General features: G+C 52.9%; 17 protein-coding genes, 1 tRNA gene and 1 riboswitch. Of the genes, 10 read left to right on the forward strand and 8 right to left on the reverse strand.

The genetic code is table 11. The features are described from left to right. The first annotated feature begins 330 nt into the window (after positions 1-330). Together A3842_RS13580 and A3842_RS13585 are read left to right on the forward strand one after the other, a co-directional pair. On the forward strand, positions 331-1,134 hold the full coding sequence (locus A3842_RS13580) for an AAC(3) family N-acetyltransferase (RefSeq protein WP_074086710.1): 804 nt from the start codon (positions 331-333) through the stop codon (positions 1,132-1,134). A 39-nt stretch (positions 1,135-1,173) separates the two neighbouring features. After that, positions 1,174-1,815, forward strand: a complete 642-nt coding sequence (locus tag A3842_RS13585) for a histidine phosphatase family protein (protein WP_074101771.1) — start codon at positions 1,174-1,176, stop codon at positions 1,813-1,815. A gap of 40 nt (positions 1,816-1,855) precedes the next feature. Here A3842_RS13585 and A3842_RS13590 read toward each other — a convergent pair whose 3' ends face one another. The 4 genes from A3842_RS13590 to serS all read right to left on the reverse strand — a co-directional run bounded on the left by A3842_RS13590 (position 1,856) and on the right by serS (position 11,599). Next, positions 1,856-3,160 (reverse strand): MFS transporter, encoded by a 1,305-nt coding sequence (locus tag A3842_RS13590; RefSeq protein WP_074101772.1) that lies wholly within the window; start codon positions 3,158-3,160, stop codon positions 1,856-1,858. Positions 3,161-3,194: 34 nt separating this feature from the next. Beyond that, the gene (locus A3842_RS13595) at positions 3,195-4,097 is read right to left on the reverse strand and encodes an ArsR/SmtB family transcription factor (protein WP_074101773.1); all 903 of its coding nucleotides are present in this window, start codon (positions 4,095-4,097) and stop codon (positions 3,195-3,197) included. Between the two features lie 424 nt (positions 4,098-4,521). Next, a complete protein-coding gene (locus tag A3842_RS13600) occupies positions 4,522-10,065 on the reverse strand; it encodes an S-layer homology domain-containing protein (protein ID WP_074101774.1) in 5,544 nt (1,847 codons plus the stop codon). Positions 10,066-10,321: 256 nt separating this feature from the next. Next, positions 10,322-11,599: a serine--tRNA ligase gene (serS, locus tag A3842_RS13605; protein WP_074101775.1), complete on the reverse strand. Its 1,278-nt coding sequence runs from the start codon at positions 11,597-11,599 to the stop codon at positions 10,322-10,324. 400 nt (positions 11,600-11,999) lie between these two features. Here serS and ssuE point away from each other — a divergent pair, with 400 nt between their 5' ends. Then, positions 12,000-12,554, forward strand: a complete 555-nt coding sequence (gene ssuE, locus A3842_RS13610) for an NADPH-dependent FMN reductase (RefSeq protein WP_074086717.1) — start codon at positions 12,000-12,002, stop codon at positions 12,552-12,554. Positions 12,555-12,813: 259 nt separating this feature from the next. Here the strand turns inward: ssuE and A3842_RS13615 are convergent, their stop codons facing one another. The 4 genes from A3842_RS13615 to A3842_RS13630 form a co-directional block, all read right to left on the reverse strand. Further along, the gene (locus A3842_RS13615) at positions 12,814-13,845 is read right to left on the reverse strand and encodes a ribonucleotide-diphosphate reductase subunit beta (protein ID WP_074086718.1); all 1,032 of its coding nucleotides are present in this window, start codon (positions 13,843-13,845) and stop codon (positions 12,814-12,816) included. 226 nt (positions 13,846-14,071) lie between these two features. Further along, positions 14,072-16,405 carry a ribonucleoside-diphosphate reductase subunit alpha gene (locus tag A3842_RS13620; protein WP_074101776.1) on the reverse strand — a complete coding sequence of 778 codons (2,334 nt, stop codon included), beginning with the start codon at positions 16,403-16,405 and terminating at the stop codon, positions 14,072-14,074. 116 nt (positions 16,406-16,521) lie between these two features. Beyond that, a complete protein-coding gene (nrdG, locus tag A3842_RS13625) occupies positions 16,522-17,037 on the reverse strand; it encodes an anaerobic ribonucleoside-triphosphate reductase activating protein (protein WP_074101777.1) in 516 nt (171 codons plus the stop codon). Continuing rightward, positions 17,034-19,019: an anaerobic ribonucleoside triphosphate reductase gene (locus A3842_RS13630; RefSeq protein WP_074101778.1), complete on the reverse strand. Its 1,986-nt coding sequence runs from the start codon at positions 19,017-19,019 to the stop codon at positions 17,034-17,036. Before A3842_RS13630 ends, nrdG begins: the two co-directional genes overlap by 4 nt. A gap of 310 nt (positions 19,020-19,329) precedes the next feature. After that, positions 19,330-19,561: riboswitch (cobalamin riboswitch) on the reverse strand. Between the two features lie 306 nt (positions 19,562-19,867). Here A3842_RS13630 and A3842_RS13640 point away from each other — a divergent pair. From A3842_RS13640 to A3842_RS13670, 7 genes are all read left to right on the forward strand, one after another. Next, a complete protein-coding gene (locus tag A3842_RS13640) occupies positions 19,868-20,176 on the forward strand; it encodes an MTH1187 family thiamine-binding protein (RefSeq protein ID WP_074086723.1) in 309 nt (102 codons plus the stop codon). Positions 20,177-20,213: 37 nt separating this feature from the next. Next, entirely contained in the window at positions 20,214-20,990 is a 777-nt protein-coding gene (locus A3842_RS13645; protein ID WP_074101779.1) for a sugar phosphate isomerase/epimerase family protein, read from the forward strand. 131 nt (positions 20,991-21,121) lie between these two features. Further along, positions 21,122-21,193 (forward strand) — tRNA-Thr (locus A3842_RS13650). A gap of 184 nt (positions 21,194-21,377) precedes the next feature. Further along, positions 21,378-21,578, forward strand: a complete 201-nt coding sequence (locus A3842_RS31520) for an antitoxin YezG family protein (RefSeq protein ID WP_083609583.1) — start codon at positions 21,378-21,380, stop codon at positions 21,576-21,578. A 150-nt stretch (positions 21,579-21,728) separates the two neighbouring features. After that, complete coding sequence (locus tag A3842_RS13660; protein WP_074101780.1) at positions 21,729-22,799, forward strand: hypothetical protein; 1,071 nt, start codon at positions 21,729-21,731, stop codon at positions 22,797-22,799. A 43-nt stretch (positions 22,800-22,842) separates the two neighbouring features. Further along, a complete protein-coding gene (locus A3842_RS13665; RefSeq protein WP_143186276.1) occupies positions 22,843-23,121 on the forward strand; it encodes a hypothetical protein in 279 nt (92 codons plus the stop codon). Between the two features lie 184 nt (positions 23,122-23,305). Beyond that, positions 23,306-23,728, forward strand: a complete 423-nt coding sequence (locus A3842_RS13670; protein ID WP_074101782.1) for an ASCH domain-containing protein — start codon at positions 23,306-23,308, stop codon at positions 23,726-23,728. Positions 23,729-24,212: the final 484 nt, after the last annotated feature.

Below are 24,212 nucleotides of genomic sequence, written 5' to 3' on the forward strand. Positions count from 1 at the left end.
TTGTGCTCTTTTTTCGATTTAGGTGGAAAAAGGGAACTTGAATTTTAGCTATAGGCGAATTTGGGTGTATTCTAACGATTACGGAAAATTCAAGTGCACTAATTCCAACTAAACATGGATAGGGGTTGTTATGAGAAGAATTAGTGGGAGGAATTCCAGCTAAATGATCATGGAACCGAGTGCGTTGTTGGGCAGATGATTAGGAAAGCTTCTTCGAAGCCAGGTAAGTTGTCTTCGGATACGTGAGGGGCAGTGCTAAGCATACGGGCTGCTGAAAATGGCACAGTTCTGCCCGGATCCGTCGAATGAGAGTTGTAGGGGAGTGTTCGAATGGAAGAAATACGAGGGGAACTCATTACAGTGGAGACACTGGCATCCGACTTTCGGAAGCTTGGGGTGCGTGAAGGGATGACGCTGCTGCTGCATTCCTCCTTTAAATCGCTGGGACAGTGGGTGGCAGGCGGGCCGGTTGCCGTTATTTTGGCGCTGGAGCAGGTGCTTGGAGAAGGGGGGACTTTGGTGATGCCGACCCACTCCTCCGATCTGACCGATCCATCGGGCTGGAGCAATCCGCCGGTGCCGGAGGCGTGGTGGCAGAGCATCCGGGAACAAATGCCGGCCTATGACCCGGATCTTACACTGCTGCGGGGAATGGGCGTAATTCCCGAAACCTTCCGTAAGCAAAAGGGGGTTCGGCGCAGCAGCCATCCGGTCCATTCTTTTGCTGCCTGGGGCAGGCACAGGGATGAGATTCTCGATGGGCATGCGCTGGACGCTGCTTTTGGTGAACAATCGCCTCTGGCCCGGATCTATGATCTGAAGGGAAGCGTACTGCTGCTTGGCGTGGACAGCTACAATAATACTTCACTGCACCTGGCCGAATACCGGGCTGAGTATGCCGGGAAGCAGGAGGTCACTGCGGGAGCGCCCATGCTGGTCAACGGGGCCAGACAATGGGTGGAGTACAGGGATTATAACTGGAATTCGGAGGATTTTGCCGCTATTGGTGAGGAATTTGGACAAGAGACGGGACAGATTACTTATGGAAAGGTTGCCGCAGCGGCAGCCCAGCTCATCCCGCAGCACGAGCTCGTAGACTATGCGGTGAAATGGCTGGAGCACAAGCGGGTATAGCCGAAAACAAGTTCATTTTACATAAAGGGGAGGATCTTCTTGAAAACAACAACCGTATATTTAACCCGGCACGGGCAGACGGAGTGGAATGTCCAGAACCGGATGCAGGGGCATCGCGATTCGGCGCTTACACCGCTTGGCGTACAGCAGGCAGAGTGGCTGAACCGCGGGCTCCAGCAGGAACCGCTAGATATGATTTACTCCAGTTCAAGCCCCAGGGCACTGCGGACAGCAGAGATCGTCCGGGGGGAGCGGAGCATCCCGCTGATCGCTTGCGATGAATTCATAGAAATTGGTATGGGGTTATGGGAAGGACGAGATTCCGCCGAGATTGAGGCCGGGGACCCGGAGCAGCATCATCATTTTTGGAAGGACCCGGAGAAATTCAGTGTGGAAGGCAGCGAGACCTTTGCCGGGGTACAGAAGCGGGCGCTGGAGAAGCTGCAGGATATTGTGACGGCACATGACGGGCAGCGCATCCTGATTGTTACCCATACCGTAGTGATTAAAGTATTGATGGCTTATTTTGAAGAGAGAGCCATGGAGAAGCTGTGGGACCTGCCATATATTTATCCGACCTGTCTGTGCCGGATCGATTTTACGGACGGACAGGCGGAGATCCTGCTGCACGGGGATACAAGCCATTATATGAATAGCGTAGAAGATGAACTATTTGATTAGCCCTCATTAGTCTTGTATAGAATGTTGGTTGGGAAAAAAATCAGCCTGCAGGCGATGCTCCAGTGTTATGGACATCGCCTGTTTGGTGTGGGCCACCTCTGCGGCCCTGCCGTTGTCTGGCTTCAAGCGCGGACAGGTCGCCGTCGAGCATCCGCAGGCCGGGGAGCAGAAGGGCGGCTCCGGCACTTAACGCCGGCAGCAGTCCGGCAGCGATGAACAAGGCCGGCACACCATAGGCCTCAGCAATGGCCCCCCCGGCAAAAGCGCCAAAGGGCTGTAGGCTGCCGCCGATCAGGAAGCGGATAGAATTCACCCGTCCCTGAAGATTGCCCGGAACGAGGCGTCCATGCAGGGAGGAGCTTAAGGAGCCGAAGAAGGGGCTAAGGGCGCCGGATACAAATACGGCTGCAAGCGCAAACGGAAAGCTGGGAATCAGCCCCCATATGGATGTAATGATTCCGATCATGCCGAGACTGCCAAGCATCACGAGGCGTCTGTTCTGAATCTCTCCCAGCAGGGAAATTACACCAAGGCCAACCAGCATTCCAAGCGCGGAAGCTGTGGTAAGTGTGCCCATCGCTGCTGCATCGCGGTGGAGCACCTCGCGCACATACGGAACCATCATCGTCCAGACCGCGATGGAGCTCAGATTGCTGACCGAAGCCATAAGCATGATGGTGAACATTGCCGGGAACTGCTTGTAAAAGGTGAAGCCTTCAGCCATTTCACGCAGGTATAAGGAAAGGGAGAAGCCCCCTGAAGCAGCATCCGGCTTGCCTGGCTTGGGCAGCTTCGGCAGGCAGAGTAGAGTGGCGATAGCGGCAATGTAGCAGAGCATATTAATGCCCAGTGCCGGGAGTGCCCCGCTGGCAGCGGTCAGCGCGCCAGCCAGCGCAGGCCCGAGCAGCGCTGCCGCTCCCTTGCAGCCGTCGATGACGGCGAAGGCGCGCACGAGCTTCCGGCTGTCCGCGACGCCGGGAATCACAGCCATCGCCGTGGGCATGAACAGCGCGGCGCAGGCGCCGCTAAGTCCGGCTGCGGCGAATAAATGCCAGAGCTGGAGCTGGCCGGCGAGGCCCATGCCCAGCGGAAGGGCGATGGCCAGCAGCCGGATCGCGGCCAGGCAGGCCATGAAGCGCACGCGGTGCAGCCGGTCGGCCAGCGGGGAGCCGAGGAGGCGCAGCAGCAGCTCCGGGATGCCGGAGCTTAGCGCCAGCGCGCCCATGGCCAGCTTGGAGCCGGTCAGGTCATAGACCAGCCATTCCATCGCCAACAGGCCAAAGCTATCGCCGAAGGCGCTCAAAGAAATCGTAGACAGCAGACCATAGTAGCTGCGTTTCAGCATAGGGGATTCGCTCCTTTTTCTGGTTAGCCGCCAACTACTCCAAATAATCGGCAATCCGTTTGGGCAGATCATTCAGCGCATCCAGGCGCAGGCTGTAGGACGCACTTTTGCCGGTGGAATGGACAATGACCAGTCCAGCCGAGCGCAGCGTGATGAGATGATAGTGAATCGTGCTTTTGGACAGGCCAACCTGCCGGACGATTTCCGTGAAACTGAGCTGCTTTCCCGCAAGCAGACGGAGAATGAAGAGCCGGGTCTCATCCGACAGCGCCCGGGTCAGCCGCAGCAGTGCGGGAGCGGGCCGTCCTTCCTCCGGAGGCAGCGCATCATAGGCATAGCTGGTAAATACAAATTCATCGTATAAAGAAGTAGTGACCAATGGACGGGCGTGGTAGTGCGGAATCAAAATAATCTGCTTCAGGCTCTCCTCGGGATACAGCCGCATCCCCTGCGTCGCCCGTTCGTAGACCTCCATGGCATTGGCGCCGCTTAGTTCGGCCCGTCTGGATTCCGCCTCCCGGCTCAGTCCTTCAAGAATAGCGGGATCGGTTCCGCCAAAATACCGTTCATTCCATTCCCTCAGAATATCGGAGGTGCGGCTGCGCAGTCCGGCAAGATTGGACGATACCGTGGATCCGAAGCGTGCAGCGGTCTCGAACAGTTCTCCCGGAGACAGGCCATCGAACCAATCCAGAAAGCCGTCCACCGAACGGTCTCCGGGACAGCTCCAGATATAAGGAGTGAGCGTGAAATCTGCATTTTCTTTGGAGAATTCCTGCATGTTCTGCAACTGAGCGGTGGTGAACCTCTTCTGAACCTCCTTGACCCAGACCTTTCCGGACTCCAGAGCGTTATGGTTCTGCTTGTAGAGAAAAGCGGTCAGACTGGTAAAGCATTCATACATTGGGGCAAAATCGACTTCTACCGTATAATCCATGTGTGTGCCTCGTTCCCTTGTGAATTGCGCCGTATAGACGATTAAGTTGCAGCTGAGTTGTGTGGATCATGTTTTGATTTAGATTAGTTCTATAAATATAGAACTTATTATTGGTTTTATTATAAACGAACTTGCATTTTAAATCAAGAAAATCGAACACCGGGGGGTTCCATGCGATTGTAGAACAGGTGCGGCAGGGGATGTAGAGGCTTACACTTAGATCATCCGGCAGTTTCAAAGACACATCTATCTGTACTGCTATTACAGCTAAGGTTACAGTGCCGCTGAAATAGAGGGTGTGACAACAACCTGTATGCCAAAAAGAGACGGCCCCTTGAAGCGCATCAGCGCTAAAGGGGGACCGTCTCTCTCACTTTGACAGGAGCCAAGTGCCCTCCTTGCGGGGACTTGGCTCCTTGTAAATTTAGTTGATGAACTGAAGCGACTTTAAGGTCTTCTCCAGCATCGTTGCGGCTTCTGCACGGGTAGCCAGCACCTGCGGTGCGAACGAGCCGTCCGGTCTGCCCTGAATGATGCCTTCAGCGGCAATTTCGGCTACGGCCGCCCGGGACCAGGCCGGAAGTCCGGAGGCATCGCTGAATTTAGCCAGTGCTGCAGGATCGGCATTCAGTGATTTGGCCGTGTATTTCATGGCTTTGGACAGAATGGTGGCCATCTCCTGGCGGGTAATCGGGCTGTTGGGCTTGAAGCTTCCGTCGGTATAGCCCGTAATGAGCCCCGCGGCAGCGGCTGTCTTAACAGCATCCGTATACCAGGTATTTGCTCCCACATCACTGAAGGTGGCTCCGCTGCTCATGGTGGCAAGGCCGAGGGAGCGGGTAATCAGCGCCGCAAATTCTGCGCGGCTTACCATCTGCGAAGGCTGGAATGTGGTAGCGCTCGTGCCGGTAATGATCAGCTTGGAGGCCAGCAGATCAATGGATGATTTGGCCCAGTGTCCGGTAATATCTCCGAACGTTTTACTCGATTTCACAACTGTGTAGAAGCTGTTGCTGTTGCGTTTGATCGTAACCTCGGTGGTTCCGTCAGGCTTACCGGCAAAGACGGAAGGTACAAAAGTCAGCTTGCCGGTGGCTGGATCAAAGGATACTGCAGTCGAATTCATGGAGTTCAGCACAGAAGGTGCAGTAAGCGTCCGTTTCACATATGTGCTGCCGAAGCTGTTCAGCGGAACGCTTTTGCTTCCAGTCTGCGCTGTAACTGTAAATTCGATGACCGGTGCAGCCAGACTTAGTGATCCGCCCTGCGCCGTAACGGCCAGGTTAAGACTGCTTAGTGTTGAAGCACTTGCCTGCAGCAGGGATACAGTGACTGTGAAGTCGCTGGTGCCCAGCTCAGCTGTCAGTGCAGTTCCGTTCAGTACACGGAGCGGAAGCGAGTAGGAAGCTCCGCCAGGGATGGTGAACGTAAGGACGGTAGCAGGATTCGAAGCTGCCTGCTGAACAAGTACGCTGCCCGGAAGAACAGCCTGCGCTCCGCCGCTGGAAGCGGTGAGCGGGATAACCAGCTCACTGGTTCCAGCAGGCAGGGCTGTAAGCTTGCTGGTCAGATCTGCTGCGGTGATCGTTGTCACCTGCGGTGAAGCCAGCGGCGCCGTGGTAGCACTAGGTGTTGGTGTAGCAGGTGTTCCGCCGCCTCCTGGTGGATTGGTCGGAGTCGGCGCAGGTGTTGGCGTAGGCGTCGGAGTAGCGCTAGGTGTCGTACCCTTCAGATCCGTAATCCGTCCCTCGGTGCCGATGGTGACTGGGTTATGATTTTTCAAATAGGATAAAAGAACTTCGAAATCCGGAAGCCCGAGTTCATAATAACGTCCGTCGGCCTTGGCCCCGGCCAGTGCGCGGTAGAAGTCACCGCCGCCTGCCATGAACGAGTTCGTGGACAGCAGATAGTAAGCTTTCGGGTCAATCGGCAGATAAGAGCCGTTCGTCTGCCGGATTTCAACAGACACAATGCGCTCTCCGGCCTGGGTAACCTGGTTAGTCAAAGGATCTACAATTTCCGGTTTCTTCGTAGAATCATAAGTGTATTTCATTCCGGAAACCTGGGCGAAGCGGCCCTGATCGGAGCTCAGCCCGCTGACCGAGTTTTCCAGAGATGAAATGATTTCAGCACCCGTCACTTTGAGAGCGACCAGACTGTTGCCGAACGGCAGCGTGGTCAGTACCTCGCCCATCGTAACGTCGCCTTTGTCAATGGCTGCGCGGATTCCGCCCCCATTCTGAATAGCGACAACGCCCTTAATGGAAGCAAGGTCGCTTGCCGACACGAAGCTTGGCATCAGCTCTCTGACCTTTTCGGCGATACTGTCGGCAATCATATTACCGATCGGAGTTTCTTCCTGACGCACGACACGGACGGATTTGCCGTCGATGGTGCGGTTCGTGTAGAGATCAACGCTAGAGTTGCCGACGACTGTGCTGCGTACAGCAGTCAATTTGGCATCATATGGAGCAAGCATCGCTTTGGCTGTGGCATCTTCGCCAAACAGATTCACATCGAGCAGCTTGCCGTTGTAAGTCAGAATGTCCCCGTTTTTATCAAACGTCACATTCAGTTCACCGAGGAACTGGCTGTATTCACCGGTCTGTACGATCAGTACATTTTTACCGGTGCCGACATTGACGATTGGCGTAGGAGGATTATCGATCTTCGTATGCGAGTGTCCGCCGACAATGATGTCAATGCCCGGAACAGCTTTTGCCAATTCCTGATCTACAGTGTAGCCCAGGTGGGTGACGGCGATGATTTTGTTAATGCCCTTTGCTTCCAGCATCGCTACTGTATTCTTGGCACTTTCCACGTGATCCTTGAAGCTGATTTTATCTCCCGGCGAGGATAGTCCAATGGTATCCTCAGTGGTCAGGCCGAAGATGCCGACCTTTTCACCGTAGACGTCCTTGATGACAGAAGGATAAATGTTGCCGTCTTTTGCGGTGCTCTTGGTCTCGTCCGTTTCCAGTGTGCCGATGGCATTGTGATACAGCCCCGCCAGCTCACTTCCTTTGGATGTAAAGTCAATATTCGCGCTGGTGAACGGGAACTTGGCGGCGGTGACGAAATCTTTCAGCACCTCCGGCTGATCCTTGTTCAGATCGAACTCGTGATTGCCGAACGTCATGGCATCATAGCCGATGTTGTTCATGAACTGGATGTCTGCCTGTCCTTTGAACTGGGTGAAATACAAGGTTCCTGAGAAAACATCGCCTGCATCCAGCAGTACGGAATTGCCTGTCCGCTCACTGCTGATCGCCGAGGTGCGTCTTGTGATATTTTCCAGGTGACCGTGGGTATCGTTGGTATGCAGTACCCGCAGGTTGAAATGGTCGGTGCCGAAATCAATTTGCGTCAGCAGCGGATCATGGTCGCTCACACGTCCGTCTTCCTCCTGGAAGTCGGCATTGATGTGCACAATGTCCAGTGTGGATCTTGTGGCCAGCTTGTTGTTGACCAGCATATGGTCCAGCGTCTGGGCATTGCCCTGGTATACGTAAGAATAACGCTCTCCCAGCGGCAGTGTGTCGATCAGGTTGGTTAATGCGCTGCCTTTCAGAATTTTCAAAGTATTCGAGAACTGGAAGTCGTTCAGATCGCCAAGCACCACGATATTCGCATCAGGGTTCTTGGCCAGCACATCAGATACGAAGCCGTTCACAACGGTGGCAATTTTCGCCCGCTGGGCTTCACTTGGTTTGACGGGTGGCTGGATACCGCCGTACAGTGCGGAGTCTCCCGTCTTGGAGTTGAAGTGGTTCGCAATGACCATTACTTTTTGGTTATTGAACATAAATTCCGCCGCAAGCGGTTTACGGGAATTGTCGAATGCGGAGTTGGTCGGATCAATTCGGCCCGGATTCAGGCTGAGCCCGCCGTCCTTGGTGTAGGCTACCGCTGTTGTAGCGTCACCTTTGTTGCCCGGAGCAAGCTGGACGCGTGCGGTGTTGTAAATAAATCCGGCCCGGATGTTCGCGCCCGGCGCACCGCCGTCCATATTGTTAACCGGGGTAATATCAGTAAAAGCATAAGTTGGGCCGCCCTTTACCTTGATAGCATCAATCAGCGCCTTATAGCTGTCGGTGGCATCCACGGTTCCAGTGTCGCCCGCGCCGTCATTGTCCTGAATCTCCAGAAGGCCGACAATATCCGGCGTGTTCAGGTTGGTGACGATGTCTTTGGCAATATTGTTGATTTTGTCGGAACCGCTCAATTTGGAGAAATTCTCCACATTGAATGAGGCAACCGTCAGCTTATCGGCTCCGGCTTCGAATGAGGTTGTTTCCCGCTCAACTGAAGTGCCTGCAGTTACTGCCGGCAGCGGGGCATCCGGATGAACTTTGTAATTACCATAGTCATAACCGAGAATACCGGTAATGTTCCCGCTGAAGATCTGTCCCGTTCTAACCGGCTGGCTCGGCTTGGCGGCGATCAGAACACGTTGAGGATTGAAGTCCGCCCCTGTAAGAACGAGACCACCTGAGGGTGAAGTGACTTCTGTAGTGCTGGTACCGTTGTTCACGGTGACCGGAATTTCAAAATCATAAGGCCCGATAATCTTCGGGGTGTTGAGCTGAACCCGCATGCCTTCAAGACTTTCGTAGAAGTCTAGGGCATATTTGGCAGGATCAAGCTCTTTAGTCAATCCCACAGAAATGATAGCAGTGGGAATTGCCCGCCCGCCTGTTCCGATAATCGTAGCCGCAGGGAGAGGATTGGCTCCAGATACCACGGTTGCCTGAGTCGCCGCAATTTCGGTAGTCAGCAGGTCCGTAGCGTCAGCATAGCCACTTTCCTTATATTCCTTCACCCATCCGTCCACGAGAACAGAATCGGCTACTTTTACCTTGTTTCCCGGGAGGTAGACCATGATCGCCTCGGAGGTCCGGGGGTCACTGTCCGGTGTTGCAGTCTGAATGTAGAAGGTGCTGCCGCTGGTGTAAGTAACAATACCCGGTACACCTTTCACCAGCTGCCCCGCATAAGTGGAGGATTGGACAGTACCCTGAATCTTGGGGATCGTCAGTCCGCTAACCGCTTCTTTGGTGGTGTAACTGAATTGGGAGATGCCGCTGTCGGTTTTGCCTTCTTCTGTAGAATAGGCTTTGATGAGTACGGTGTCGTCCTGCAAAAGAATTGGAGTGCTGTACAAAGCGTAATCGGCCAGGGCACTGGTGCTGCCGTTGGCATAGACGCTGTAGTATACGCTTGCGGTTACACTGCTTGTGCTAAGGGAGAGCTGGGTGCCTTTGGGCACCGTCTGCCCGGAAGCGAGGGAAGCAGTGACGGCCGGAGCCTTGGTGCTGTCCACACCCGAGGTGCGCGGATCCGGTGCTTGAACCGTGAAGTCTGCAGAATTCTGGTTAGTATCCAGTCCGCGGTTGCCGGTAGGGAGCAGGGTGGATTCCAAGCGGATGGCTGCGGTGGTGTTGGAGATTGCTGGAGTCGGCCCCGTACCTTCAAAGGTAGTAGCAGAGCCATAGCCAACCATATCAACCTGGGTGCCGGATGCATTCAACAGCTCAATCTTTCCATTTGCTCCGGCCATAGCTATAGCAGAGTTGCTATCCGTAACGATGTTTGGCGCCGGAAGATCGTCCGTGCCTCCGGTGCCCGCCGCTTCCTGAATCAGGAAATATCCGCCTGCGGGGATGCTGCCGGTAAGTGTGGTGAACAAATTGGGCTTAGCTTCACTAAAACTTCCAGAGGAAGAGGCATACCGCACCTTCCAGCCGGTCAAGTCAATATCTGCATCTGTAGGATTATACAACTCAATGAAGTCATTCTTGTACTTGGCTCCGGAGTTCCCTCCGCCGCCATACACCTGGGAGATCACAGGAGCACTATTATCTGTTGCCGCTGAAGCTGTTGATGCTGCGGGCAGGGCCATACCGGTAATCAGCACGAATGAGAGCGCTGCCGACCACCATTGTTTTCGCCTTGAGGAAATATTCATTTGTTACAATCTTCTCCTCTCTAGATACGATATTATTTTCGCCTTCTCCCAATCTATCATTTGTACGTTAAATGAGAGATTGTCTATCGTAAATATATAGTAAACAATGGATGGAAAACATCAATTTACAAGGAATTTTGTCATAATGCACAAAAAAACTATGAAATCCTCCTGTTCAGCCTAAAGCAACGGCTGAATTAGCGGATTCATAGTTTTATTAGCTCCCTGCAAGAATACATGGAAAGTCATTTCTGTGTCAGCTGTGAAGAACTTCCTGCCCGTTCATGTACTTGCGCAGCGCCTGCGGGATATAGATTGAACCATCTTCCTGCTGGTGGTTCTCCAGCAGCGGGATCAGAATCCGCGGCGTGGCGACTGCGGTATTGTTCAGGGTGTGGCAGTACTGCAGGCGTCCGTTCTCGTCACGGAAGCGGATGCCCGAGCGGCGGGCCTGGAAATCCAGCAGGTTGGATGCCGAATGGGTCTCCCCATAGGCATTCCGGCTGGGCATCCAGGTCTCGATGTCGTACTGCTTGTGCGTCTTCAGCGACATATCGCCGCTGCAGACAGCCACTACGCGGTAGGGCAGCTCCAGCAGCTGCAGAATGTGCTCGGCATTCGCCAGAATCTCCTGCAGCATCTGCTCCGATTCTGCCGGATCATTGCGGCAGATTACGACCTGTTCGATCTTCGAGAACTGGTGCACCCGGTACAGGCCGCGCACATCACGCCCCGCCGAACCGACCTCCCGGCGGAAGCAGGCCGACATTCCGGCCAGCCGCAGCGGCGTATCGGCCTCGATGATCTCATCGCTGTAGAGCGACACGAGCGACACTTCCGAGGTTCCGGCCAGCCAGCGCTTTTCTCCGTTCAGCTCGTAGGTCTGGTCCATCCCTCCAGGGAAAAACCCGGTCCGCTCCAGCGCCTCCGGCCGGACGATGACCGGGACGTCCATCACGGTGAAGCCCCGCTCTGCCAGTACATCCAGTGCCAGCCGCTGCACGGCTAGGTGGAGGTAGAGTCCCGCTCCCTTAAGCACATAGCTGCGCGCTCCTCCGGCTTTGACCCCTCGCGGGATATCGATGATGTCATGGAGCTCGCCGAGCTCCACATGATCGCGCGGTGCGAAGCCGAAATCCGGCAGCCTGCCGGTCCGCCGCAGCTCCACGTTCTGGCTGTCATCCGCGCCGACCGGTGTATCCTCCGATACCGGATTTGGTGCCAGCAGCAGCAATTCGCCCCAGCGCCGCTCTGCTTCTGCCAGATCCGCCTCAAGCTTCGTGAGCCGGGTGTTAATCTCCCGCACTTGTGCCTTGGCATGTTCTCCGGCTCCGGCATCTCCCTGGCGCAGCAGGCGCTCGACCTCCTTGGTCAGCGCATTGCGTTCCGCTCTTTGCTGCTCGGTTTCCCGCCGCAGCTCCCGTCGCGTATCATCCCACTTCAGCAGATCATCTAGCGGGAAGTCTACCTTTTTCCATGTTGCCGTGTTTCTTACGAGTTCCTCATTCTCCCTGATCCAGTTCATGTCCAGCATGCCGTTTCGCTCCTTTTTGTCTTATAAAAATACAAAAAACGCCCTCATCCATGGGACGAGGAGCGTTAGCTCGCGGTGCCACCCAGGTTGACCGAATCCTCTGAAATCACAGCAGGATAAGGCCCTCTTTGGTCTTCGCGGTAACGGGCGAAACCCGGTAAACTTAGGAAGCAAGAACATTGCTCCGGTCGCAGACGCCTCACGGTTGGATGCCGGTCACTGGCCTGATCGGGATGTAGTATTGCCGCTTATTATAGCTCAGGATTTTACCGGGTGCAAGAGGCTGTTTACGTTTGACAATAATCCCTGTACTCTGCTAGGATTATTACTAATTTGAAGGTTTTTTACTGGAACAAGCGGCAGAAACGTATAACGGATAACGAACGGAAGAGGTGGGAACGTGGCCAAAATAGTTATCATCAACGGAACACCATCCCTGGTCTCGCGGATTACCGCGGTTATTGAATATGCGGAAGCGGATTTACGGGGACAGGGATTTGAAGTCGAACGCATCAATGTGGCTGAGCTCCCAGCAGAGGATCTGATCCATACGAAATTCGAGAGTGAAGCCATCGTCAAAGCCAACGGTCTAGTAGCTGAGGCCGATGCAGTTATTGTCGTCAGCCCGGTATATAAGGCATCCTATACGGGCGTCCTGAAGACCTTCCTGGATCTGATTCCAGAAAAAGGCCTGGCCGGCAAAATCCTGCTTCCGCTCTTTATGGGCGGCAGTCTGGCACATCTCCTTACCATTGATTATGCGCTGAAGCCGGTGTTGTCCGTGCTGGGCGCACGCCATATTCTTGGCGGTGTATATGCGGTAGATTCCCAGGCGGTGCGTAACGATCAGGGTGTCGTCGAGCTGGCCGCCGAGCTTAAGCTGCGTCTGGACAGCGTACTTGTGGAACTGGCGGAAGAGACGTCGCATAAGGCGGGGCGTAAGTCCGCAGAGTAGCTGGATTTTAAAAGGCAGAGCCCAGATGTGCCCGGCGTATCAGGTAGGCGCATTTTAATGTGAGCCGAGTGTCTCCCATTCCTGCGCAGCAATGCCGTACGATGAATAGCGAAAGCCCCTTACTGCCGAAATTTCGGCGGTAAGGGGCTTTTTCGCCACTCAGGATCGCAACGGATTGGAACCAGCTTTGGGCCATTCTATTGTATTCTGTGCAGCAGAATGTGGCGGGAACGCTTTTTATCCCGAAACCGGACTGCTATTACAAATCGTCGAACCCGTTATCGTCGCCAACCTTGCCGTAGTTGCGGGACTTGGCTTCGAAGAAGTCGGTTTTGGTCGCGTTCAGCGCTTCGTCGGAGAATGGCTTGATCCATGGCATGCAGTTGACGTCTACGCCTGTGTAGGCTTTGTCCAGACCCATCAGCGTCAGGCGCTTGTTGGCGGTGTATTTGATGTAGTCGCTCAGCTCGTTCATATCAATGCCGCGCACGTTGGTCAGCGTGTAGTGGCCCCAATTGGTCTCCAGCTCTACAGCGCGGTCGATGGTACGGTAGACGTAATCCATATTTTCTTTGGTGTTCAGCTCAGGGAAATCCACCAGCAGCTGCTTGAATACTTCGGCGAAGAAGTAACAGTGCTGATTCTCATCACGCTGAATGTAAGAGATCATCTGGCTGGTCGCCATCATTTTCTGGTCACGGGCCAGGTTGTAGAAGAAGGCAAAGGTACTATAGAAGAAAATCCCCTCCAGAATCAGATCGGCCACCATCGCCCGGAAAAAAGTCTCCTTGGATGGCGCATCCCGGAACTCCTGATAGATGTCGGAGATGAACTGGTTGCGTTCCAGCAGCACCGGATCATGTTTCCAGTATTCAAAAATCTCCTTCTGCTCGCTGTCTGAGACAATCGAAGAGAGGACGTAAGAGTAGGACTGGTTGTGCACAACCTCCTGCTGTCCGATGATCGCCGAAATAGCTTCCAGTGAAGAGTCGGTAAAATAACGTTTTACATCACCAACGAACATCGTTTGCATCGAATCCAGCACCGCCAGCAGGGCGATGTTAATCTTGAACACACGCTGCTCTTCCGCCTCCAGCTGCGGGAACTGCTGCGCATCCTTCGACATCGGGATCTCATCGGCGATCCAGTGGTTCAGCAGCAGCACCTTGTACAGCTTGTACATGTGCGGCATGCGGATATCGTTCCAGTTCAGTATCCCTGAACATTCCCCGTCGATGATCCGTGTAGACTGGTTCGGGGCTTCGGTATTAAAAATCTTTTGTAGTTGCATGTTGTTTCCCTCCTGTATTTTGCGGGGCTAATCTGGTCACTTTAAAAGCCGGCACTTTATTCGCCACTACGAGGAATGTTTGGACTTCCGGTCGCTGTTGTCTGCAGATTTCTTGATTTAAACCGCTGTTCGCGGTGGAAATCCGCAGACAAAGGCGAACGCTAACGCTCCTACAGTTCCAAACTTCCTCTCCGTGACTCCAAGTGCCCCCTATTAAAGTTAGTCTTTAACTCGCGCAAGACTCGCACTCTTCTATGGTCAGGGCACGGCTCCGCACATAATAAGTCGATTTCAATCCGCCCTTCCAGGCGTTCAGATGCAGGTTCAGGAAATCGGTGGCCTTGATGTCAGGGGTCACATACAAGTTGAAGCTTTGGCCCTGATCGACATGGCGCTGACGGGCAGAGGCCATGCGGATCGACCAGTTCTGGTCGATCAGGAATGCCGTTTTGTAATACCAGATCGTCTTCTCGGACAGATCCGGTGCCGGGTTGGCGATCTTGTAGGTGGTTTTCTCCTCATAGGAGAGCAGCTCGTACAGCGGATCGATGCTGGCGGTGGACCCGGCAATGATCGAGGTCGAGCCGTTCGGGGCTATCGCGAACATCCAGGCATTGCGCACGCCGTCGGCAGCCACTTCCTGCTGTAGCTCGCGCCACTGCTCTGTTGTCACGTATTTGCCTTCCTGCTCGCCGCTGGTATAGCCGCGCGAGGTGAAGTAAGCACCAGTTTCCCAGTCAGAACCGGCAAACTTCGGATAACGGCCCTTCTCGCGGGCCAGCTCCATGCTGGAGCGCACGAGCAGATAGTTAATGTGTTCATATAGATGATTGTTATATTCCACGGCTTCGTCGGATTCCCAGCGGATGCCCTTCAGCGCCAGCAGGTGATGCAGGCCGAAGGTGCCGAGGCCCACCGCGCGGTATTGGCTGTTCGTGTACTGTGCCTGCAGCACTTCAATATTGTTGATGTCGATGACATTGTCGAGCATACGAACCTGAATCGGTATCAGCCGCTCCAGCACACCGGCCGGAATTGCGCGGGCCAGGTGGATGGAGTTCAGGTTGCAGACTACGAAGTCTCCGGGAACCTTCGAGATAACGATCCGGGTCTGGCCGTCCTTGGTAACCAGTTCTTCACTCTCGATAACGGTTGCCGATTGATTCTGCATGATTTCCGTGCACAGGTTGGAGGAGAAGACCATCCCCTGGTGCCGGTTGGGATTGGAGCGGTTCACCGTATCGCGGTAGAACATATACGGGGTGCCGGTTTCCAGCTGCGATTTCATAATCCGCTTCATGATGTCGATGGCCGGAACCGTGATGCGGGACAGCTCCAGATTGGCAGTGGCTTCGGCATACTTTTCACGGAAAGCACCTTGTCCAAGCTTCTCGTCATAGAAATCCTCGAGGCCCAGCGCGCGACCGCGGTCATCCTTCCAGCCCATCACCTTCTTCACTTCATGCGGGCAGAAGAGGTTCCAGTGGCCGCGTGCTTCCACAGCCTCCATGAACAGGTCAGGCAGGCAGACACCGTGGAACACGTCATGCGCGCGCATTCTCTCGTCGCCGTTGTTCAGCTTCAGGTCGAGGAAGGCAAGAATATCTTTATGGAAAACATCGAGGTAGACGGCGACAGCACCTTTGCGTGTGCCGAGCTGGTCTACGCTGACTGCGGTATTGTTCAGCTGGCGAATCCACGGAATGACACCGGAGCTGGTGTTCTTGTGGCCGCGGATATCGGACCCGCGGGCCCGCACCTTGCCGAGGTAGACGCCGATGCCTCCGCCCATTTTGCTTAGGCGGGCCACATCGGTATTGGAGTCGAAAATGCCTTCGAGCGAGTCGTCCACGGTGTCGATGAAGCAGCTGGAGAGCTGTCCGGCGACTTTTTTACCCGCATTGGACATGGTAGGTGTGGCAGCGGTCATGTAAATGTTGCTCATGGCCCAGTAGGCTTCTTTGACCAGATCCAGCCGTTTCTCTACCGGCTCTGTGTGCATGAGGAACATTGCGATAATCATATAACGCTCCTGTGGAAGCTCCATTACGCGGCCGTCAAAGTCATGCGCCAGATAACGGTCCGACAGGGTCAGCAGGCCGATGTAATCGAACAGCAGGTCGCGCGTGTAATCGATGCAGCTGCCCAGTTCCTCAATCTGCTCCTTGGTGTAGTGGGACAGTAGTTCTTCACGGTAGATGCCCTTCTTCACGAGATCGGTAATCAGCGGGTACAGCTCGCCGTAAGGCTCTTCCGGGTATGCTTTGTAGCGGCGGTTGACGGCAGCTTTTTTGTACAGGGAGGTTAGCAGTGAACGCGCAGCAGCGAACTTCCAGTCCGGCTCCTCTTTGGTAACGAGTTCAAGGGCACTCATCGTAAAAGCATTGCTGATCTCTTCTCCGCTGACCTCATCACGGCGCAGCTTGGACTGCACTCCGCGGATCAGAGTTTCCTTGCTTAATTGATCCAGGCCGTTCAGGATACGGTCGGCGTACACGGAAATGCGGATTTCATCAAAAGCCAGTTGGCGGTTATCGGGTTTCACTACGAGCTGTGGCATAAGTTTAACCATCCTTTCATTTTTGGGTTTAATTTTCAATATCACAAATTGAAGTATATAAGCGCAGAGAGCGGCCCGCCCCGAGGCTTGGCCTGCTCTTTGAAAGTTAACTGAATTTATAAGGCAGCCGGCTCCCAATGTACGATTTCCGTACCGGCGAGACTGGCCTGAATATCAATAATGCGCTGGTTGCTGCTTCCCCGGTAGGGAAGGGTAGTGTCTTTGAGCTCTTCCACAAAACGTCCGTCGATCACGACCTGGCACAGGGCCAGCAGGTTCCATTCGGGTGAGCCGGGTGTCGCTGTAAGCTCTTCATAGGTATAGCCGGTGTAAATCCAGACGGGATACTCCGGCAGCACGCTGCGCAGCTCCAGAATGAAGCCCGCAGCCTCCTCTGCCGAGAATAAAGGGTCGCCGCCTGCCAGTGTCAGTCCGTCCAGCAGCGGATTCGCGGCTATTTCGGCAATGATCTCCCGTTGGCGCTCCCGTGTGAACGGCTCGCCAAAATTGAAGTTCCAGGTCTTGGGATTGAAGCAGCCCGGGCAGCGGTGACGGCAGCCGCTGAGGAAAAGGACGGCCCGCATGCCTTCTCCTTCATTGATCGATTCCGGGTAGTAGCCACATATGTTCATAGGTGCTTAACGCGGTCCCTTACTTCGGCTTGCTTGGCGGCATTGAAGCGGGTCTGATAGTCGCCGGTCAGGTAGCCGGTTACCCGGCGCAGACGGCGGATATGCACATCGTTCTCATGCGCGTCGCAGGAAGGGCAATTGGTGCCAATCACGCCTTCGTAGCCGCAGTTCGAGCAGCGGTCCACCGGATGGTTGATGCTGAAATAGCTAACTTGCTGTTCCAGCGCGTAACGGATAATCTTGACAAAAGCTGCCGGGTTGCTGCGAGCATTACCATTCAGCTCCACATAAGAGATTGCACCCGCATTGCAGTATTCATGGAACGGTGCTTCCAGGCTGATTTTCTGCGCAGCGCTCAGCTCATGGTAGACCGGGATGTGGAAAGAGTTCGTATAGTATTCGCGGTCGGTGATGCCCGGAATGGAGCCCAGTACTTTACGGTCCACCTTGGTGAACTTGCCGGACAGCCCTTCAGCAGGTGTGGCGAACAGGGTGATGTTGAGGTTCAGTTCCTCGCTCTTACGGTCGCAGTATTCCCGCATGTGGCGGACAATAGCGAGCGCCTTGGCATGGGTCTCCATGTCCTCGCCGTGATGCTTACCGTACATGGCCTTCATGCACTCGGCCATGCCGATGAAGCCAATCGACAGACTGCCGTGCTTCAGCAGTTCGCCAACCGAATCCTCGGGAGCCAGGTCCTGGCCGCCTTCCCAGACGCCTTCGCGCATCATGAAATCAGAGGCTTTAGCCTTCTGGGAAGCCTGGATGCGGAAGCGGTGGAGCAGCCCATCCAGAGCGATGTCCATGTAATGGTTCAGATCGTCATAGAAGCCTTTCTCGTCGGCGGCAAGCCGGCGTCCTGTGGCAGTTCCGTAAGCCAGTCCCAACCGCACGAGATTGAGCGTATTGAAGGACAGGTTGCCTTTGCCGGAGCAGTGGTTGCGTCCGAAGCGGTCGCCCAGCACCCGAGTGCGGCAGCCCATGGTTGCAAATTCAGTATCCGGGTCGGCCGGATCATAATATTGCATGTTGAGCGGCGCATCCAGATTGGCGAAGTTCGGGTACAGTCTGCGGGCAGAGCATTCGGCAGCTTTGAGGAACAAGTGATAGTTCGGATCGCCCTGTTGCTGGTTCACGCCCTGCTTGCATTTGAAGATCTGGATCGGAAATACCGGCGTTTCGCCGCTGCCGAGTCCGTTCATCGTTGCGGTCAGCAGCGAGCTGATCACGAGCTGGCCTTCGGGAGAGGTGCACGTACCGTAGTTGATGCTGGTAAAAGGAATCTGGCCGCCCGAGCGGCTGGACATCGTATTCAGGTTATGTATCATGCTCTCTGCTGCCTGCAGCGTTTCGCTCTCTGTTTCTTTTAATGCAAAGCGGAAGGCCCGCGGATACAGCTCTGCCAGATCGCTGCGGCTCATAGTGACTTCGCCAAGATGCTCACCGGCTTGTCCTTCTTCGAAATATTCGAGTCCCTTGCGGAACAGCTTGGCAAAGGACTTGGTCACATAAGGGGCCAGGTCATAATCCAGCTTGTTGGCGGATACGCCGCCGTATTGGGCATTTTGCTGAGACTGGAAAATAATCGCTACGAGCGACATTGCAGTCATGATCGAGTTGGGAGGACGCACGCTGCCGTTGCCGGTGTTGAAGCCTTCGCGGAGAAGCCGTTCAAACGGGATGAAGATGCAGTTGGTGGTTCCGATCGCGTATTGGTCCAGATCATGGACATACACTACGTTATCAAGGGTAGCCTGTACCAGTTGCGGCGGCATTGTGAAGTTGCGGGCATACCACTTGGAATACTCACTGCCGAACTTGCTCATTTTGCCGGAGAAGCTCTCTCCGTTCAAATTGGCATTCTCGCGCAGCAGATCCAAATCCCGGCTGTCGATAATATCGCGCCCCAAATGGATGACTTCCTCTAATAGATCCTCCTGTGCAGCTTGTCCACCGTTGTACCGTTTCTCCAGCAGCGTCATTGTATAGCCCTCTCCTCTCGGTATATAAAAAACGTTCTAATTGTAATAAGACACCCCTTAACTCAGTAAAAAGAGCATCTTCCGCCGAGGACGGCGGAAAATGCCCGGATGCGTAACGCAAATAACCGAAACTGGATATTTACGGATGGTCTCCATGGAAAGAAGCTTTCCCGCAGAAGCCGATACCTGAGCGCGATAAGGCTTATCGCATTCAGGTATCGGCAGCCTTTGCTTCCCATCCTGGGGGAAGGCTAAATCTGCTTGTGCAGGCCGCATGCGGACACCTCTCCTGTTCCTCGCAGGCGTAAATGATGGTGCCCGGAAACAGGCAGGTCTCCTGGCTTCCGGTGAATCTTGGAGGCACCTTCCCAAGGGGGAATACCCTCAGTGGCGTGAGCCTCCAGATACTGTTCCGCAGGGGCTTGTGGAAGCCTGCGGAACATCCGGTTACAGTGGCGGGACCACAGCGGATTTGCACCGCGCTTCCCTATTAAGCTTCAACTCTCTTGAGAGAGCAAAGCACCTGTTTCCACTATATTTTGTTGTCGCTAGATAAAAATAACCCAATATCTTGTGTTTGTAAACATTTTTTTGCGAGCCCGCGCTGGGGGCGGATTCAGCCGATTTACTCACAGATGATCCACAGCCCATCCACAGATATCCCGGCATTCGTCCACAGTTCGTCCACAGGTAATCCACAACTTGTGTGTAAATTTTTCCGATTCTAGTTCATAAATTGTCCCCATATTAGGGGGGATTTGTGGGGGGAGGCGGGAGTTGCTACAATAAAGGGGACTGAAGACTTATATACCGGATTTTTTTATATTTTATAGTAGGAGGGGTTTCGAATGGCTATTGGCGAAGTAACCGTAATTCCGATCGGAACAGGCAGCACCAGCCTCAGCAGCTATGTTGCGGATATGCAGCGCGTGCTGGAGACAGTGGAAGGTATAACTTACGAGCTGACATCCATGGGCACAATTATCGAGGGACCGCTGGCGCGGATTCTGGCGGCCGTCGAAGCATTGCACGAGTCCCCTTTTACTGCCGGAGCGCAAAGGGTGTCCACCTCACTCAAGATTGATGACCGGCGCGACAAGCCCTCCACAAGCCGCAGCAAGCTGGAATCGGTGGAGCGCAAGCTGCAGGCGGAATAGTTCTGAATAATTACAGCATACAAGGAGCGTGTCCTCTATGGCGGCAATGAATCAGCAGGTCGGGATACAGATGTATACACTACGGGATATGGCCGAAAAGGATTTTCTGGGCACACTGCGCAATGTGGCGGAGATCGGATACAAGTCGGTGGAATTTGCCGGTTATTTCGGCGTATCGGCTGCCGAACTGCGCAGAACGCTGGATGAGCTGGGGCTGGCGGCTCCTTCGGCACATGTCGGACTGGATTTCAGCAGCCTGGAGAAGATGCAATCGGCGTTATCCAGAGAGATTGAATATGCCCGGGAGGTGGGGCTGGAGTATATCATCACGCCTTCGGCACCGCTTCCGCAGCATCCGGCACTGGACGATGTGCTTGCACTGGTGCCTTTCTTTGAAAAGGCCTCTGAACTTGTGCGGGCGGCGGGTCTGAAGTACGGCTATCATAACCATGACTTTGAGTTCAAGCAGGTCAACGGGCAGGCTGTGATCGACATCTGGCTGGAGCGGATTCCGGCTGGAGATATGGTGGCTGAGTTTGATTTGGGGTGGGTGCATGTAGGCGGTGCCGTACCGGCAGAATATGTATCCCGTTACGCCGGGCGCGTTCCGCTGGTCCACATCAAGGATTTTGGCGCGGGCCATGAAGAAACCGATCTTGGAAAGGGCCAGGTGGACTTCGAGAGTGTCTTCAAGGCTGCGGATGACGCCGGTATTCGGCATTATATTGTGGAGCAGGAGGTCTTTGCTTCGTCCTCTCTGGAGAGTGCAAGGCTGGCGCTGGATTACTTCCGCAGACGAGGAATGCTGGGATAACTTTGAGGACTCGATTCCCCTCCGCAGCGCGGGTCCTGTAGAAATCACGGGCGCCGCACTGTGAAAGAATGGGTTGCGTTTTTCCCCAGACGGGGTATAATGTATTTTGTTTGACAGAAAAAAAGCTTTAAGCTGGTGTAGCTCAGGGGTAGAGCAACGCACTCGTAATGCGTAGGCCGGGGGTTCAATTCCCTTCACCAGCATCCTTAATAACTCAATCATGACGCGGTTTTCCGGGATTTCGGGGGGCTGCGTTTTTTTTATGGTAAACCCACTACTATAACTATATATAATCAAGTTGGAGGTTAATACATCTGTGAAAAGTGAAGATTAATATCAACTTATAGGTAATAAACTTGCAGGGATTATCCCTGATGCTGGGACGAAATTCATCTCTATGCTGAGATATTACCTGGTTCAAGAATAGTTTATTTCTACTTTACATCCACTACCAAAAATGAGTTGATATATAGCCATAGTATTCTACAACAGCGTACAATCTGGAAATATGAAATTCTAGGTTTACATCCTACAGATCGTTTTCACCAAAGGTATCTAGATGAGTATTTAGAACAAAAGGCCGATTAATCTCCCAGAGAGCCATAACGGTAGTACTCACTTAGGGGAGCTTCTATATTTATAATTGTGTTGCAGAAAAAATTTACTTTTCTGCAACTTTTTCTTTATTTTAGCGTCATGTAAGAGGATGTTAAATTGTGTAAATAGGAGGATTTCTCTGTGGTAAAGAGAATTTTTGTTATTTTCGCTATGACTATAGGATTAATGGTATCTGCTGATCAGTCCTATGCCCGTCCCACTGAGTTACCGCCAAGTAACGACCGTACGGATGTGGTCTATGTTAGCGAAAATGTAGTAACACTGGTTGACTATATTAATAATAAAGCAGATATAGTTGATTTACAGACAAAGATAACCACAAATATTTCGGATGGTTCAAATACGATCCTAGATGTAAAGGTTATAAAAAATCCTCAAAAAATAGTGCTGCTTCAAAAGGGGAACGGAAATAAAATTTCAAAAACAGTATTCTCTTTTAACGGAAATCTTATTAGCAAGACTGAGATCGCTCTTGAAAATGCGGGAGATAAAATCAGATGGGTAGCTCCTACAGGCACAACAAACGAACGAATAATGGTTCAATCTAATAATTCCTTTAGCCTGTATCAATACCCGTGGACTAAACCAAGTGTGAGCTACAATGCAAAGATCGTTGATATGGGATATGAAAGTGTATCAGTAATGGATTGGGAATTTGAGGGGTATCCTAATTTGGCCATTAAGTACCATGCGCAAGGTATAATGAGGGATGATTATTTCGTTAAAATGGTCAATCTTTATTCAAAGAATGAAACTTCACTCAAGGACTTTAATTCTGATTTTTTAATTAAAACTAGCGGTAATTACCTTGCAGCATTATCCTCTTATACCTATCAGGCAATACCGGGAAATGTAATCCGTCCCTCAGCCAATGACTCTCAAAAGGTATTTCGTTTAATCAATAAATCCACTACAAAGGAAACTGCTTCTATAAAAGAAGTTTTTAAACAAGATGGTGACATTTCCGGGTGGAAAACAGAATTAATTAACGGTCAAGTATTTGTAGGGGATTTACTGGAACACACATGGTCCTTGTTTTCTCAAGAAGGAGCTATACTTTTAAATAAACAGGATTGGCCTAAAAATGGTGCCACGAAATTTTTGTACTACAACTTAAAATCACAAACAGCATATTTTCTGGATTATTCATCAGGTGAGATTTCAATAATGGAGAAGCCTTCGAAAAAATAGAACGGAAACGGGGAAACGGTATATGTGGCGTAAATACATACTAATGGTTACAAGTCTGCTTGTGGTCTTCGTAATGCTTCTACAGCCTGGAGCTGCCCATGCGGCGGATAGTGGAACGATAACTGCAGACAGCGGCATCCAAGAAAAGCTGATAGAAAAGTATGGACTTGATGATTCCAAACCCTCTTCTCAACCCGGCTGGGGCGGAGCGGATATAGGTATAAGTGATCCTCTTTCACTCGTCCTTTCCATATTCAGGGTGATTATTAATCCATATGCGTGGGTGGCTCCGGGGTTCATCCATTATTTGTTTTACCAATAAAGACAGTAAAAGTTGCATAGAACCCCATAGAGTCATACAATACAGTAGTAGAAAGCACACACAATGCGCAGGCAGGGGCTTCATACTCCTTCGCTGGCATCCCGATAAACAATAGGCGGCGCGGCTTTCCGGATGTTCGGGAGGCTGCGTTTTTTGCTCTTCTGGAGAGGGGAATAGGCACAAGATGAAATGTCTCACGGTCCGGCAGCCTTGGGCGACCTTAATTGCTCTTAAGGAAAAGCAGTTCGAGACCCGTTCCTGGAAAACGGCATACCGTGGTGAACTGGCTATTCATGCCGGGATGGGGATCGACAAATCCGCCTGCAGGCAGGAGCTGATCCAGTCGGCTTTGGCACGGCATGGATACAGTGCGGACAACCTTCCTCTCGGAGCCATTATCGCTACAAGCCGTCTGGCCGACTGCTACCAGGTGACGGATGAGGATGCCGGAGCGGGCTGGCCGGGCGGCAATGAATTTGCTTTTGGCGATTATTCACAAGGGCGCTATGCCTGGAAGCTGGAAGAGGTAACGGCGCTTGCCCATCCGATTCCCGCAAAAGGCAGGCTGAGCTTCTGGGAACACCCTGTGCTGGAGGGAGAGCAGTGACCCGCTGGGGCTGTACAACCTTTTGGCATAATCGAAAAATTTATTTAGCAGCCCAAGCCATTATTGGGTATGAACCGGCTGACTCGCGGGTAATCTTCTTATAAGGCCGCTGGTGCTGCCAAGTGAACCCCGCGTGATCATCAGGATGATAAGAAAGGGCGTATGCATAGGAAATGGGAAGTCTCCTTATTGCGTGGCTTTGTATGCTGTGTTTGTATTTTTCGTTCGAGGATAAGGCGAGCCGGAAAATTATCTTTCCTGTGGCACTGGTCGTTTTTTTCGGCACCCTGGGCTATTGGAAGCTTTTAATGTAATCTTTATGTAATTATAAGCTTGTTTTCAGGTTAAGGATATATATTGAATGTACCAGACACTCCCCAGTGTTTATAGATAGCTTACAGGGTCCTGCCAACTCCCATGGCGAGGCCCGTTTTTTTATTTTGTTTGGATGACCCTAAGTATTTTTATACAAGAGGAATAAATG

This window comes from Paenibacillus sp. P3E (assembly GCF_001909045.1).
GTDB classification, from domain to species: domain Bacteria; phylum Bacillota; class Bacilli; order Paenibacillales; family Paenibacillaceae; genus Paenibacillus_AQ; species Paenibacillus_AQ helianthi.

Bases quoted from the DNA above. Each gene is read 5' to 3' on its own strand.
- A3842_RS13620 (WP_074101776.1), bottom strand. From the start codon at position 16,405: ATGCCACAGCTCGTAGTGAAACCCGATAACCGCCAACTGGCTTTTGAT.
- A3842_RS13615 (WP_074086718.1), bottom strand. From the start codon at position 13,845: ATGCAACTACAAAAGATTTTTAATACCGAAGCCCCGAACCAGTCTACA.
- A3842_RS13640 (WP_074086723.1), top strand. From the start codon at position 19,868: ATGGCTATTGGCGAAGTAACCGTAATTCCGATCGGAACAGGCAGCACC.
- serS (WP_074101775.1), bottom strand. From the start codon at position 11,599: ATGCTGGACATGAACTGGATCAGGGAGAATGAGGAACTCGTAAGAAAC.
- A3842_RS13630 (WP_074101778.1), bottom strand. From the start codon at position 19,019: ATGACGCTGCTGGAGAAACGGTACAACGGTGGACAAGCTGCACAGGAG.
- nrdG (WP_074101777.1), bottom strand. From the start codon at position 17,037: ATGAACATATGTGGCTACTACCCGGAATCGATCAATGAAGGAGAAGGC.
- A3842_RS13590 (WP_074101772.1), bottom strand. From the start codon at position 3,160: ATGCTGAAACGCAGCTACTATGGTCTGCTGTCTACGATTTCTTTGAGC.
- A3842_RS13580 (WP_074086710.1), top strand. From the start codon at position 331: ATGGAAGAAATACGAGGGGAACTCATTACAGTGGAGACACTGGCATCC.
- A3842_RS13600 (WP_074101774.1), bottom strand. From the start codon at position 10,065: ATGAATATTTCCTCAAGGCGAAAACAATGGTGGTCGGCAGCGCTCTCA.
- A3842_RS13645 (WP_074101779.1), top strand. From the start codon at position 20,214: ATGGCGGCAATGAATCAGCAGGTCGGGATACAGATGTATACACTACGG.
- A3842_RS13665 (WP_143186276.1), top strand. From the start codon at position 22,843: ATGGTTACAAGTCTGCTTGTGGTCTTCGTAATGCTTCTACAGCCTGGA.
- A3842_RS13595 (WP_074101773.1), bottom strand. From the start codon at position 4,097: ATGGATTATACGGTAGAAGTCGATTTTGCCCCAATGTATGAATGCTTT.
- A3842_RS13670 (WP_074101782.1), top strand. From the start codon at position 23,306: ATGAAATGTCTCACGGTCCGGCAGCCTTGGGCGACCTTAATTGCTCTT.